Below are 14,826 nucleotides of genomic sequence, written 5' to 3'. Positions count from 1 at the left end.
GCTGAGGTCGCAAAATAGAAGGCCATCACAATTTCCCGGAAAAATCCGCTGATACGACTGACTAAGGTGGCAATAAAAATAAGTGAGGCGGAAAATCCGATACTGCGTTTTTTCGCACCTCGGCGTGACTGACGAAATTGCGCGTCCAGACCGGCGAACCCCCTCTAATGAATAGAAGTATTGTAACCTTCTGGAGCCAGGACTACCACTAGTTGGTGCGGCGAAAACGTGGCAGCTAGCGGTGCTCGATCGAGTGGTAAATCTTTAAGATTGTTGAACGGTGAGCATTACGGATACAATACAGGTAAGAAATGTAAGGACTGGTGCCCATGGCAAAATCGCCGAAACAAAAATTTTCATGGAGTGTCGCCTCGTTGCGCGACTTAGTATTGGTCGTCATCGGCTTTGGAGTGATCGTGTATGGGCTCTGGTTTCTTCTGTCTCGCCTCGGGCGCGTTGTACTAATCCTGATCTTGGCCATTATCTTTACGATTACCCTGAGTCCGCTCGTGGATCGCCTATCCCTGAGGATGAAAAGGCCCTGGGCGGTATTGATTGTGGTGGTAGGAGCGGTGTTGGTCATCGTGGGCGGTGGCTCGATATTAGGTACTGTCATGACCGGGCAGATCGTCACGCTTGTTAAAAAAATCCCTGCCAATGCCCAAGGCATCTCCCATTGGGCACCGGGATTTTTGGCATGGCTGAATCATAACGATGTGCATGTGAACGCGGTGGAGATTGAGAACAAGGTTCTAAGCAATGCCGGGAAAGTGTCGACGGTGTTACTTGACCAGACCTTCAATTTTGTGACCAATGTGATAGGCGGCGTGGTGGATGGCGCCATTGTGCTCTTTGTCACCATCTATTGGCTTTTGGATGCGGAGCGCATGCAAGTGGCGGTCTTGCGGTTAATGCCGGAACAGCATCGGGACTTGGTTTTGGCGGTGGAGCACACGCTCACTCGAGTGGTGGGAGGATATGTCCGAGGCCAGCTCCTGCTATCGGCGGTCGTCGGTTCGGCCTTTGGCGTGGGCAGCTGGATTATCGGCTTACACTATCCGCTACTGATTGGTGCGGTGGCGGCCGTGATGGAACTCATCCCGCTCTTGGGGCCCATACTGGGCGCCATTATTCCTCTGGTGATGGCCTTTTTAGGGCATCCTTGGGTTCAAGTTCCAGAAGTGGCAGTCATGTTTGCAGCAGTGCACCTTTTGGAGTCACAGATCTTAGGCCCGCGCATCATCCGCTCGCAAGTGGGATTGCATCCGGTCTTGTCCGTCTTAGCTCTCATGATTGGCGCTGATTGGCAAGGAATTTGGGGAGCGCTATTTGCGGTTCCGGCCGCTGGGATTTTAGTGGCGGCCTGGGTGGCCGGGGTGCGCGTCTGGCGGGAACGGGTGGTGCTGCCGAGTCAACATGCAGATCCGTCGGCGGTATCGACAACACAAACATTACGTGGCCATGAACGACCGGGCGTGCCGGATAACGGGGGATAGTAGAAAAGGTGGCACGGCGGCGTCGGGCGATGCAGCACCCTTCAATGGAGGTTTTCTCTGAGCCGGGTTCCTGGCGCATCTTCAAGAGAGTCACCTGGCGAGAGATGACGCACCTCTGAATGATATGAAAATACTTCACTGCCACTTGCCGACTCTATTCAAGGACTCGTTTTAGTCATTGGGGGGCTTTGAGAAAATTCGTGGCTCGTTTTCCCATAAATTTGATCTCAACATCCGAACTTTTATAGCGTGGCTTTTCTGAGGTGTGGCGATGGCGTCCAAGGCCCACCGGCGACAGCCAAAAATTCTTTCTTGATGGCCAGGAAATGCCGTCACGGCGGCGGATGTCGAGGCGTTATAGACGTGGAGGGCGGCCTTATGCGCTCATATCGAGGAGGAGTGTCCCATTGTGAGCGCTGGTGAACGTGAGGATTCCAGCCATTTCGGGTGATGGACCGAAAGACTGTCGTAGCTGACGGATATAGGGAATACTTGGCCATTGTGATGAAAGCGCCGTTATGGCAGAGTCGATGAAGGGCCGCCTAGAGGTCCGCCGAATGGTAATAGGAGAATGTTTTTGACCCGATGCGATCCCATTGGGTCCGGTCATGTATGGGGAAGGGGCTTTTATGCATAAAAGAATTCCGGTACTTGCCATAGGAGGAATATTGGCCATCGGAGGGCTCTCAGGATGTGGGAGTAGCCACGCGGCCAGTCTTTCGGTTTTGCATCATCAGCGACCGCATCATCGGTCGACGAGTCACCATCACTTGGCCGCTCAAGTGTATGTTCCGAAGCCCACGTCAATTCCGGTGAATACCAGTCCGGGAAAGGCGATAGAGGTGACCGGGACTAGTACTATTGGAGTGCCTCACATCATGCAGATATCAATGCAATCATTGCCGAGCATGCTGAAGAATTATGCTCTCGTACCCATGGAGATTCCCTGGCCGACCAATTCCTCGAAGATTATGTACTATAATCCAGTCGTGACCCCTCCCAATATGGAACTGGGACTCACCAGTGGATATTCGGTGACGTTGACAGCACTCTTGGGGACGGTGGCCTCTTTTTCGACCGACCTCTATGGGAATTCCACACAAGCTGCCGCTGCCGTTATGAGTCCACTCATTGAAGCGCATGTGACGTTTCCTCGTTCCGCGGTGGGTGTCGTCACATCCATTGGCAGTGGCATTACGGCCCAATCTTTGATGGAAGATGGGCTGCATCTGCTCGCGTGGCGTGAAGGACAATGGTCCATCGTGGTGGCAGGTGCCACGTCGTCTCCGCTGTCGATATCGGAGGAAGTTGCCGCCTATCTTCACGTGAATTATCTACCGGCGCCGGCGCCGGAAGGCACGGGAGTAGGCACAATTCTTGTCAGTGATACGTCCAAAGGAATCACTAGCACGACCGCATGGCAAGAAAACCAAGTTGCCTATGAGGTATCTACCTATCCTGCGACAGCCCATACCGTGGATGAAGATCTCTCTCTGGTGGTGGGAATGAAGAAATATTCAAGTTAGTGAGATAAACTACTCAAAGACGTGCTATTCTGGAATAAAATTCTAGGGGGTCATCCCATGGACCAGCAATCCACTACGCCTCCCAGCAAAGATGATGTGTTGGCCATTTTGAAGGCGCATCGAGATTTGGGACCCGAATACGATAGTCATCTAGCGGACCAGATTATGGAGCTTTGGCCCAATAGCCCAAGGTCGCGCGAACGCATGCGTGTCCGCGGCGAGGTACGGTCACCGCGAAGAAATCGTAGTATTGCTTCGTTCTAGTCCTATCCATTCCTCTCATGGCCATCGCAGGCGGTATCGATCACGGAACTGGTGTGCTCGCTGTGCTCGGATTTGACGCCTTAGCTGTTATCGCCACAAGCTTCGGGTCCTAAGCTTTTCGAACAGATTGGCCATCGTTTCAAGGGTTTTTCATCTGCACTTCCCGGCAGTCGCAAGCTCCGCCCTTCAGGGCAGGGTCATTGACGGTTTTGTAACCTTTCGTAAGATGGGCTGCGTTTTTATATGAGACAAGACACGTTGGCATCCGTCCATGCATATCAATGGATATCTGGCGTTATGCGCATAGCAGGGCTTTGGCGAACGTATACTAGAGCTCACAGAGAGAGTATATAGCTTGGAATGCTACTCCTAGATCTTACATCTCTCCAAACTACTTGCTATACTATGTGTGAGATGTTCTTCGTTTTTTCCGCGTGCTCGGTAACGTTTGTTGTGATTCATGCAAAATCTTCGGTAATGGACCCGAATTTGGTGTGGGTGACCGCAAAATACTGACTCGTGTAGGATATCAGTGAGAAAAGGGGGATTACGATGGACCAGCGGTGTCCACTTTGTCATGAAGGGATATTAGAAGAAATGATTCCGTTAGAAGGAAAAGGTTTTATTCAATGCTCAGAATATCCCGCGTGTCGATTTACGGCCGACAGTTGGGATAAGGTAGCCGAAACTAGTGCCCGCTTCCATCATCCGGTGATGCCTGGACAATAGAAAGTACCAAAGGGTATGGAGCGCGACGTTCGGCTACTGACTGAGGGCCGCTATACGACTTGGCCGAACTCCTCCTCGCCTGCTGGATAGACTGATGGTTAGGGCATGGCACGACATCGATCTATAAGACGCGGATGCCCAACCATTGAGCCCCCGAACGACGATTCTGCGCGGATTTTGAATTTGTGATCAGGGATTTTTAGTCCAACTATCGTAGCGTATGAGGTCTGCATTCGATAAAGTGCCTTCTATTGCATAGATGACGGGGCTTCCTTAGCGGCGGCCAACAAGAGATGATGGGAATCCCCAATGTCGGAGACATTGAGACACTGACAGGCGAGACTAGCGCCTGTCAGATTGACGTGTGCGGGTTTCATCTCCGCGTTCTTATTTATCACCATCAAGGGAATGATTGTCAGGGACGCCATCGACCCATAGAGTGCCCCATGATCGAAAACGCCGATGGAGAGTACACACTACCCAGTAATTCTCGGGACCATATGCGGAACGGTTACTTTGTTGGCCTCGTACCGCGTAGCGATTCCCTGTTGTGACATTCTATGTGCAGTGAACGTTGATATCGGTTAGAGAAAAATGCACTGCTTTTTATGGGTTTATCTAAACGATTGACTCAGGAGGTGTGTCATGAAATATCGAATCTTCAGCATCGTGAGCGTGGCATCCATTCTTGGGATTGCGCTTAGCGGCTGCGGGCAGGTTATCGAGGCGACCACTGTACCGCCCCAGCACTCCTCATCGGTTCAGTCATCGGCCAGTACACCGGCGTCCGTCCCGTCTGCATCGACCCCATCTCCTTCGCCACATCCATCATCGACATCGGTGACCTCATCGTCCGGTAGTACCGCGCCGGCTTTTAATGGAACGGTGAGTCGTGTGGTGACGGGGCCTTCCGGTGAGAACCCGATGCCCTCCGGCTATCGGGGTGTCGATGGAGAAATCTATCAGCCGACGTCGGATCGTTTGGAGGAATCCATTGCAGGAAGACTCAAAGGGAACCCGTTTGTATTGGACTTCTATTTAAATTCTCCCAACGGCCTGACGATAGGCATAACCTACAATCATCATCCGGTGTTTTTTGGTGCGGGGCCTTCGCCGACCTTTGATGTGTTGAATTTTACGGGAGACGCGGTGATTCTTGGTGCTCCGTCAGCGTCGGCCTATGAGGGATATAACCTGGTGACCGGGAAGGTCATAGTGCACAATATGGCGGTTCTGAAAGGCTATTCCTATATTGGCGTGCCGTCGCACATGTTAGGGATTCCGCACAGTCATTATCCGGTGACGATTCCTTCAGGGTCGTAAAAGCGGCTATCTGCATCGTCGAGAAGACCCGAAAACCGGGCGCTATCCAGCAAGATCTGCTGGCTCTTGTAATGCGTGACAAACGTAACCTGAGTGCGAGAGGCCATGGGAGTAGCTATCGTATTGTAGTGCATCTGGGGTAGTACAGCGCGACCACTCGGTGGTGCCGACGGGTCTGCCCTTGGTTGCTCGCTGTGCTCTCTGACATTTCTCCAATGATGCTTCTATAGGCGGCGGTTTTCCATTCACGATCGCCATACGTGGTCAATTTTTTTGCTCATCGGCAGTGGGCCAGACTTTTAGGACTTCCCTAAAAAGGTACCTCTCAGAGGAGGAGTTCTGCTAAAATAGAACGGATATGGATAGGGGGGTCACGATGCAGGAAAGGATGGGAATTTCAAGTCGTTTTCCCGAGCACTTTGACGCCTTTCCGTGGGCCTATTACGAGGTGAAAGATGTCAATGGCGTCTGGCATGATCCCATTCGTCATACCATACCGATGGTGAGCGTTTTCGGGGATAACCGCCTTTCAAAGGCGCATCCAGATTGGGTGCAGATAGGGCCTGAGGGCCTTCGAGGTACGCGAGAGGCACGCTATTTTGACTGGGATACGCTTTGTCCTTCCCATGATGAGGTCTTTGAAACGGCGCTAGACTGGGTGAAACGGGCGGTGAAGGATGATCCGTTTCCGGAAATTCGTTTGGACGATCTGAGTTTTGCGCGAGACGGATTTTGCCAGTGTCAGCACTGTCAACACGCGATGGCGGATCGCCATATGAACTTTTTTGAGTATCGCCAGGCGCGTCTTGAGGAGTTCATCGCCCAAGTGCGTCCGTTAGTGGCTCGCTTGGAGTTGACCGTGTTCCCGGATCCCTTTCCAGGGCACTTGGAACGGCGTTTTGGCTTGGCGCTGGATCATCTATCCGAAATGGTGGATCGCTTTGTGGTCCCTATTTATGACATGCACTATGCCACAACCTATTGGATTGAAGTCTTGGCGTCGGCGTTTGCAGAACGCATGAAAAAACCCTGGGTCGTGGAGTTATACGGCCTTAAGGTTCCCGAAGAAGCGCTCCTTAGGGCTTGTTCGGTGGCATTAGCGTACGCCGATGGTGTCGTGATCGCCTATGATAACCAGTTGGAGAAACTGATACGTATTAAAAAACAGTTGGGAAGCGCATGATGACCAATATGGAAACGCGACGCCTCGATTGGCCTCAATACCAAGACGGCACCTGGGGATTTCTTATCGCCATGCCGAACGGAGATACCTTCTTTCCGCGTAAAATAGCGGTGGACTTGGCCTTGACGCATTTCGAGGATCGGTATCAACATGTCTTTTGGTGGTGGGATGTCTTTCTCGAATTTCTCGGCACGGCGCAATTTTTGCCGGCCATTGACTTTCGTTCCGAAGGGCTCATTCCGGTGTGGCGCATTCTGGACATTGAGGAGATCGTACGGGGGCGGTTCAAAGAGTTGCCACTCACTCCTGATGAGGTCGCCTACTTGAGCCTCTTCTTTAACGATTCGGCCGATGACTTTATTCGCCATCATGCGCCCGATTTGGAAGCGAAACGGGCTATCGGCGGGCCGTTGGGGCGTCGCCTGGTGGCTCGATTGATGCGTCCTCGAAGCCTCTGGGATGTTAATTCTGGTGATCGCCGGCTATTGCAAGCGGCTCTGCGGGAATGGGAGCATAATGCCGAAGAATTGGCGCAGCGAACCCGGAGTGATGCCCCAATCGTGCGCATTACGGGATTTTCTGGTGAGGCGCTGGAAATCGCGGTGGACCACCTGACTCAGCGCGAGTTGGGGGAGTGGGGATTGCACTTTCCCTTATGGCACCGCTTGCTCTCACTCGGGGTGGACGCGCGGGTGGCGGTCCTTGACGAGGAGGCCGAGTCACTCTGGAGAGAGGAACTGCCACGGTTAGTGCAAATGGGCGTCAAGATTGAATTGCCCGCAGAGTGGAAGAATCCGAGAGTGCGCGTGCGAGGAAAACTTCACAGCGCTGCACCGACCAAAGACAGTTCATTTTTTGGATTGGATCAGATTGTTGATGTCGACTGGCAAGTGCTGATTGGCGATGAGCCCATGGACTTGGAAGACCTTGAGGCATTGGTACGCGCATCAACGCCGCTCGTGCGCTTGCATGGACAATTCGTGGTGATTGATGACGCCACCTTAAAGGAGGCGAAGCGAGCCTATGATCGGGCGCGCAAAACCCGCGTAAAAATGGCGGATGCACTGCGCTGGGCGGTCGGAGGAATCGATGAGGGCATCGAGGTGGTGTCCTCAGGACAGGTGTATCAGATGTTGTCGCAGTTGATGGGACCATATCCCGAAGCGCAGCCCATGACGATTTTTCAGGGTGACTTGCGACCCTATCAACAAGATGGTGTGCAATGGTTGCTGCGACGGATGAAAGGGCGAGTTGGCGCACTCTTGGCCGATGATATGGGGCTCGGAAAAACCGTGGAAGTGATTGCGGCGCTGTCGCGATTGCAGGAAGAGAACCAATTTGGTGGACCGGTGTTAATTGTCGCACCACTCTCGGTGGTCGGTAACTGGGAGCGCGAGTTTCATCGCTTCAATCCGACCTTGACCATCGGGAGCCACCTGGGGACCGCTCGGGAGGGGGGAGACGCCCTCTATGCCTGGGCCTGTCGCCACAATGCGGTGTTAACCACCTATGATGTCTTGCTACGGGACGCCGAAGTTTTGCGACGGGTGCCATGGATTGGCGTGGTGGCTGATGAGGCTCAGCAAATTAAGAATCCTGGGACCAAACGAGCCCGAGCCATGCGTCAGATTCCGTCGCACTGGCGTATTGCTTTGACGGGTACGCCTGTCGAGAATCGAGTCCATGATTTATGGGCGGAGATGGAGTTTTTGAATCCCGGCTATTTAGGCAGCGAACGCGAGTTTCGTCAGCGCTTTGAGCGGATTGGAGATCCGTCACTGAGAGATCTTCGAAAGCTCCTTGGGCCGTTTGTCTTGCGGCGAATGAAAACCGATCCGACCGTGATGCCCGATTTGCCGCCCAAGGTCGAATTACGCGAGTGGACCCATCTCACGCCGGAACAAATTGCACTATATCAGGCGGTAGTGGATACGCTGTTTCGGGATGTGTCGTCGACGATGACGCGCATGGCACGTCGCGGAGCCATTGTTGCGGCTTTAACCCATCTTAAGCAAATTGTGAATCATCCCGCCTTGTATTTGCATCAAACCGGGCCCATCAAAGGGCGGTCGGCGAAACTCGACCGGTTGATGGAACTATTGACCGATATTTTGGATGCCGGGGAACGGGTCGTGGTGTTTACGCAGTATGTGTCTTTCGTGAACCTCTTGGCCCCCTATTTGCGACGTCATTTTCATGTTCCCATCTTGACCTTTCATGGTTCGTTAACCAAAGCGGAACGCGATGACGTGATTGCCCAATTCACCGACAAGAACGGGCCTCCCATCCTGTTAGCCTCTTTGAAGGCGGGGGGCGTCGGGTTAAATCTGGCGTCGGCCCAACATGTCATTCACTATGATCGATGGTGGAATCCAGCCACTGAGGACCAGGCCACGGACCGGGTGTGGCGTATGGGGCAAACTGAACTTGTGACGGTTCACAAATTTGTGACCCGAGGGACCGTAGAGGAACGCATTGATACCTTGATTCAAACCAAGCGACAATTGTCTGACCGCCTCTTATCAGACTCTCAGACAGAGTCTTGGGTATCGGACCTCTCTAATCGTGAGTTGCGAGAATTGGTGGAACTGAGGGAGAGCATATGGACGGATTGATGGTGGCGTGGGAGCGTGGGGTCTACGAACTATTGGGTGAAGAAGCACTCAGTCTAGCGCGTGCTCTCTCGCCAGAAGAATTGCAAGGCTATGGCGGGGTGTTACGAGGCACTTTTCTGGAACGCGACCATCTGCCGTTGACGGTACGCCTCGAAGTAGAACCATGGAGTGTGGAGGAGCGCTGGCAGATCATGGTGGCCGGCCGTCAGCAGGGTGAGGAAGCTTTTTGGCAAGAGTTTGCCAGCGCTCCCTATGCACGCATTCCCTTTCTTCGAAACGACTTTCATAGCCAATGCAGCGAATGCGGGGAAACGTTCTGCATTCATGGGGCCGCACTCACCTATTGGTGGCTTGTGCGCGTCCGAGAGCGCAGCGGACTCATGTTGCTCTTGCTCAATCGCCGCGGTCGTCCCATGCGTCGGAATGTCCCGGGGGAAGCGATTGCGCGGGTACCGATAGCGCTCGGAACCAATCTCGATCGGACTCGCCGAGAACTGGTGGCCATTGTCGAGTCGTCCGTTAAGGCCGCCTCTGAGGAACGTGATAATCTCTTCGGAGATCGTACCTCATTCGAGGTACCCTGAAGCCCAAGCATGGGGTGTCGTAGCGGAGGAGGTGGGGCTAATGAAGCAAAAATGGTACCTGTTCGGGCTGGTTGGGGGCTTCGTGTGGACGGGTTGCGGACTCACCCATACCGCATTACCGTCGTCCAAAACGGGGTATTATCGAGATCACAGGACGCCAGCGGTTTAGAGGCACAAGCCCTCGCTCGCCACCGGATCTGGCGTTGTCACATGGTATCGCCTGCGTCTGCGCGACAAGATGGGGTATCCGGCCCTCATTTGCGGGATTGCGGTGGATCAGCCCGAAGTGTTGATTAAATTAACCTCGTATCATGATATGGGTGCGGCCTAACAAGAATCGACCCGGCTGTTCTCCAGGGCCAAAGGCACTCGCCACATCGAGGACCGTTCGGCGTCGGTTTCGTTGGCGGCAAGTGGCACTCTTGCAATCACTTAGTCGCCCCGACAACCGCTAGGGATGCCCCAACAATCATGAAAGGTAATGCGCTGCTACCGATTAGCTGGCCATCCACGATTCGCATCTATACGTCGCTTGCGACCCCTTTGGAGAACCTTTTCAGATTGATAACACGGTGATTGGACAGGACGGACAGGGGATTGACGTAGCATTAAAGGGGCCGAAAGCCCCTTCAGTGAAGATATCGGGGGAATTTTGGGGGGGCGCCAGTGGGATAGGCCGGTGGCTATTAATATCTTAACCGGGGAAAGTCGGGTCGTTACATTACCAACGTCGCAGTCTGAGATGCTGCAGCAGGCGCTATGGGAAAATCCACCGGTTTTTGCGGGTGTCAGCTCACCACGTCTATATCGGTCTTGGGACGGAACTGGGAGTGTTTCCATCAAATCCGCTGGGAGTGGCGTCCGTCATTCATGACGGAATGGTCTCTCTGAGCCGCGTTCATCACCGCATTGAGATGGCGCGCTCTCTCCTGTCTGATGACTCGTGGGCGTCAGTAAATGCTGATGCCGCGTTTTGGAACTGCTATGTGATGGATGACTCCAGTCCCAGCGCATGTCCCGCAGGGGTGTTGAACTTTTCTGACCCGCGGCCGTTAAGCCAAAGTCTTACGTATTTCAATCATGGTTCGCTAGACCCGAATATCATATGGGCACTAGACTTACCGATGAGTCCGCTAGAGCAAAAAATGCGCATCGCATCGGTACACCGGTTTGATTCGTCACTATCGGCGAGCTTATTGGGACCGTCGGTAGTTTACAATTCGGCTGAGGCATTCCGTGAAAGATATCCCGATGGACCGCCCCAGCCGTTGCCCGGATATTACCGTAAGGATCATCTCCATTGGGCAAAACTCTCTTAATCGCTCTAAATGGTCGGGGCTCGGTTAGTGACCATAACGTGAGTTGGGGTTAATACTTTGGACTCCGGTTCGATGATGTGTCCGCTATACACGACGACTCTCGCGATCGCCCAAAAAAGTTTGCGGCTGGCTTACGAAATGAGCTTCATGGACGGACTCGTACCAATAATGGCGGCACCTAGGGGCGACTCATAAATGAGACGAATTTGGCCGCTTTCCCCGACCATCGCCGAAGTGTAGTTTAAACGATATCCGCCCGTGATGGCCATAAATACCGGTGCGGTAGCGTCATTCCGAACGTTTTCTGCGGCTTGCAGTCCGGTGTTGACAACCAAGCTGCCACTGGCCGTTGCGGGGAGCCATTCCAATTCTGTTAAACGATAGCCCGAAGGGGCATCGCTGATCGCGAACGACAGTTCCTGAGACGCGGAGTGTAGCACCTGCACTGAGGGATTGGGGACATTCTGCGCCATCAAATTAATGGTGCCTTGTGGCCACACCACATCCACGTGATTCACGGTGGTGCTGGTGTGGCCTTGGCCTCCTGAGAACACCCAAAGGATTTGATAATTGGCGCGGGCGGGGTATAGATAGACGGTCGTATTGGCCGCGTATAGAACCTCCCCCGGCTGTCCTAGGGCGGCCACAATGTCGGCATCGGTGATGTTTCTCACACGTACCGACTGAGATCGTACGTCAAAGATCTGCTCTCCTTGGTTTGTTCCGAAGGCTGCCGCGTGCGAGGTATAGCTATAATAGATGCCAGCACCAGCTGCCGAACCGCTGACATTTCCCCAAGCCGTTTGCATGACGCTCAGGTTTTGTCCATCACGAAAGGGAATGCCCGGCGCTTCTCCCCTACCAGCGGCAGTGGCCCACTGCTTGACTAACTGCACGCCTGTGCTGGTGATGACATTAGTGGGTGACGGCGGAGCCGATTTTTGCGACGATGGAGACAGTGGGACAGAAGTAGACGCCGTCGTTGAGGGTGTGTGCGAGTGGTGAGACGATTTCGTAGCGGCACGAGTCGGCGTGCTAATGGATGATCCACAGCCTGCCATGCATAACGATCCGATAGCCCCCAAGGCGATGAGACGGACACTCTTTAACATTGAACCATACCTCCCGACGCGACTTGGGATTGACCATATCATCACCATAACGCCGATGATATCTCTAAAGTTACGAGCATAGCATCCTTATGGCAAATAATCGGGCAACATGGATTGGCCAGTCAAGCAAAATTAGGAACCGTTGTTGACGTGATGTGAGGATGCCGGGGATCGAAGTCATCGGCCTACGTCGGTTCGATGCGAGCTCCTCAAGGGCAAAAAAACTCTTGTGGGGGAAACGGCCCGAATGTGCATTAAGGACACTCAATCCGAGGGCAGTATTTCGACGGGCCAATCCACGAGGTTATGAAAAAAATAGGCTAATCCGCTGAAGTAGAAGACTATCCAACCGTAGATTCATAAGACTCAAAACAACAAGTCGGACCGCTGGAAGGGTAAGACGGCTTTCCCCGCCGCACGGCCTTATATGCTGGGTGAACATCCGGGATCACTTCAAAAGGGCAGGTTTCACGCTGACGGCTGAGTTACAATGAAGAAGAATGAGGTCAAGTTCAAGGAGTGTCCGATGACAACTGAAATTCCGCGAATACTGATCGCTGCCCCATCAAGCGGCAGTGGAAAGACCACCGTGACTTTAACGCTACTCGATCATTTTACCCAAAATGGCAAGCGTGTTCAGCCCTTCAAAGTGGGTCCCGACTATATTGACCCCAATTTTCATCAAGCGGTGACCGGACAGCTATCCTATAATTTGGATAGTTGGATGGAATCACCCGCAGAGGTCTCGAGTCGATTTTTTACGGTCAGTGGCGGTCGCGATCTGGCGATTATCGAAGGAGTAATGGGTCTATTTGATGGCAAGGATGCCGATTCCCTGGTGGGATCGTCCTGTCACCTAGCCGCCCTCATCAAGGCGCCCATCTTGTTGGTGGTGGATGTGTCTGCCATGGCACGCAGCGCTGCTGCGGTTGTTTTGGGATTCCAGATCATGGCGCAGGAGGCCGGATGTGAGATAGCGGGCGTGATTTGTAATCGTGTGGGTAGCGAGTCGCACTATCTTCTGGTAAAAGAGGCGATTGAGTCGGTGACCAAGGTGCCTTGCTTCGGTTATCTTCTGAAGGATTCGCAGATCGAGATGCCGGAACGGCAACTGGGACTCAGGAAATTATCCGGAGAACAAATGGCTACGGTGTTAGAGCGGCTGCGTTTAGCCAGTGCTACTAGTATCAATTTTGCCGGCATTGAACAGATAGCGAATAAAGGATCGACCCAGGTTAGTGAGAGGGAGCCGTCGGTCCTCTCGTCGCCGCGTGCGGTGGGCCGACCACCTGCGAAGCGAAGTCAAACGCCTTATGTCGCATTAGCGTATGATGAGGCCTTTTGGTTTTATTATCCCGCCAATCTCGACATGCTGCGCATGATGGGGGCGGTCATCATGCCCTTTAGCCCCTTGGCTGGTGAGCCGATACCTCGACAAGCGACGCACTTGTATTGGGGTGGCGGTTTTCCAGAACAGTATTTATCGGCACTCGCGAGGCATGCCGAACAGTTGGTGGAGTATCGTCATCGGATTTTGGACGGGCTGATGACGCTTGCAGAGTGTGGAGGCAATATGGCACTGCATCAGGAGATAACGGGTCTCGACGGGGTATCCTATCCGATGATCGGAGTGGTGCCAGGAGGGGTTCTCATGACAGAGCGTCTGAGTGCCTTGGGCTATCGCACGATCGAGGTGCAAGAGAGACAGCATCCGCTTTTCGGCACACGGTGGCGTGGACATGAGTTTCACTATTCCCGGGAAAGTTCAGCGGTGGCGAGTGCGAATTCGCCTGCCTACCAGGTGTCTGGGCGGGGCAGATCGTGGTCAGAGGGATATGCTCGAGAACGCCTACTCTCTGGCTATCCTCACTTCTATTTTCCTTCCAATCCAGAGGGAGTGGAGAAATTTTTGTCGTTGGCCTAAATCCTGAGCATAGGGACATCTCGTGGAACGGCTACATAAAAAGAGAAGGACAGCGTCTTATATCGGAACATGATGGAGGTCAGGGGGAGTTCGGTGCGTATTGAACACGAATTAGCGTTAGCACTGGCAGGAGGATTTTTTGCCTTTGTCTTAGTGTCAATGATTTTGACTATGACGCGTCAGGTGGTGCGGGAGCCCACCGAAAAGTCTTTGGGTGCGATGCGCTTTATGGGACTCGCGATATTACTGCTGGTCTATGCTCTGATTGAAGAGTTGTTGTTTCGTTGGCTTCTCATTGGTCAATTGGGACGGGTTATTGGCGTCATCCCAGCCTTTTTAATTTCGATCATCGTGTTTGGATTGGCCCATCGCGCCAATGGCAAATTAAATTATGGGGCGTATCTCAATTTAGGACTGGTGGGGGTCATTTTAGGGTTGGTGTTTTTGCATTGGGGAGTGTTTGTCGCGGCCGCGGCCCACGCGGGCTGGAATTTAGCGGAATGGGGTCTCGGTTACACGGTGAGTGGGGAGAAAAATCGGCGGATGCTGCCATCTCCTGCCAAGCGGGAGATTCGTGGTGAACCCTATGGACCCGAAGCGCATTGGAGTGCGACGGTCGTCATGCTGATGGTGCTACTGATTTTGGTGGATATTCATCGCTAAAACTGATTCGTCTGCAATATAGTACGCTAAATTAATTATTTGACAATCACCAACCATTTGGATAATCTTAAGTTATTCAAGTGAGGTG

Annotated in this window: 12 protein-coding genes; 11 read left to right on the top strand and 1 reads right to left on the bottom strand. The window is 53.1% G+C overall.

The annotated features are described in order from the left end of the window. Positions 1 to 329 precede the first annotated feature (329 nt). From ACOJWD_RS03065 to ACOJWD_RS03025, 9 genes are all read left to right on the top strand, one after another. Positions 330 to 1,496 (top strand): AI-2E family transporter, encoded by a 1,167-nt coding sequence (locus tag ACOJWD_RS03065; protein WP_486991754.1) that lies wholly within the window; start codon positions 330 to 332, stop codon positions 1,494 to 1,496. A gap of 629 nt (positions 1,497 to 2,125) precedes the next feature. Next, positions 2,126 to 3,022, top strand: a complete 897-nt coding sequence (locus tag ACOJWD_RS03060; protein ID WP_486991753.1) for a hypothetical protein — start codon at positions 2,126 to 2,128, stop codon at positions 3,020 to 3,022. Between the two features lie 57 nt (positions 3,023 to 3,079). Beyond that, positions 3,080 to 3,286, top strand: a complete 207-nt coding sequence (locus ACOJWD_RS03055; RefSeq protein ID WP_486991752.1) for a hypothetical protein — start codon at positions 3,080 to 3,082, stop codon at positions 3,284 to 3,286. A gap of 1,374 nt (positions 3,287 to 4,660) precedes the next feature. Next, positions 4,661 to 5,338: a hypothetical protein gene (locus ACOJWD_RS03050; protein ID WP_486991751.1), complete on the top strand. Its 678-nt coding sequence runs from the start codon at positions 4,661 to 4,663 to the stop codon at positions 5,336 to 5,338. A gap of 376 nt (positions 5,339 to 5,714) precedes the next feature. Beyond that, positions 5,715 to 6,521 carry an alpha-amylase family protein gene (locus tag ACOJWD_RS03045; protein WP_486991750.1) on the top strand — a complete coding sequence of 269 codons (807 nt, stop codon included), beginning with the start codon at positions 5,715 to 5,717 and terminating at the stop codon, positions 6,519 to 6,521. Between the two features lie 8 nt (positions 6,522 to 6,529). Beyond that, a complete protein-coding gene (locus ACOJWD_RS03040; RefSeq protein WP_486991749.1) occupies positions 6,530 to 9,136 on the top strand; it encodes a DEAD/DEAH box helicase in 2,607 nt (868 codons plus the stop codon). Next, entirely contained in the window at positions 9,124 to 9,720 is a 597-nt protein-coding gene (locus ACOJWD_RS03035; protein WP_486991748.1) for a hypothetical protein, read from the top strand. The genes ACOJWD_RS03040 and ACOJWD_RS03035 overlap by 13 nt, the downstream gene beginning before the upstream one ends. 40 nt (positions 9,721 to 9,760) lie before the next feature. Beyond that, positions 9,761 to 9,889 carry a hypothetical protein gene (locus ACOJWD_RS03030; protein WP_486991747.1) on the top strand — a complete coding sequence of 43 codons (129 nt, stop codon included), beginning with the start codon at positions 9,761 to 9,763 and terminating at the stop codon, positions 9,887 to 9,889. A gap of 661 nt (positions 9,890 to 10,550) precedes the next feature. Further along, on the top strand, positions 10,551 to 11,039 hold the full coding sequence (locus ACOJWD_RS03025; RefSeq protein WP_486991746.1) for a hypothetical protein: 489 nt from the start codon (positions 10,551 to 10,553) through the stop codon (positions 11,037 to 11,039). Between the two features lie 131 nt (positions 11,040 to 11,170). Here ACOJWD_RS03025 and ACOJWD_RS03020 read toward each other — a convergent pair whose 3' ends face one another. After that, positions 11,171 to 12,151 carry a YjgB family protein gene (locus ACOJWD_RS03020; protein WP_486991745.1) on the bottom strand — a complete coding sequence of 327 codons (981 nt, stop codon included), beginning with the start codon at positions 12,149 to 12,151 and terminating at the stop codon, positions 11,171 to 11,173. 526 nt (positions 12,152 to 12,677) lie between these two features. Here ACOJWD_RS03020 and ACOJWD_RS03015 point away from each other — a divergent pair. Both ACOJWD_RS03015 and ACOJWD_RS03010 read left to right on the top strand, forming a co-directional pair. After that, positions 12,678 to 14,075: a cobyrinic acid a,c-diamide synthase CobB gene (locus tag ACOJWD_RS03015; RefSeq protein ID WP_486991744.1), complete on the top strand. Its 1,398-nt coding sequence runs from the start codon at positions 12,678 to 12,680 to the stop codon at positions 14,073 to 14,075. Positions 14,076 to 14,168: 93 nt separating this feature from the next. After that, the gene (locus tag ACOJWD_RS03010; protein ID WP_486991743.1) at positions 14,169 to 14,738 is read left to right on the top strand and encodes a CPBP family intramembrane glutamic endopeptidase; all 570 of its coding nucleotides are present in this window, start codon (positions 14,169 to 14,171) and stop codon (positions 14,736 to 14,738) included. The last annotated feature ends 88 nt before the right edge of the window (positions 14,739 to 14,826 follow it).

It is taken from the genome of Sulfobacillus sp. TH-112 (genome assembly GCF_057473405.1).
This window is presented reverse-complemented; position numbering and strand designations above follow the sequence as displayed.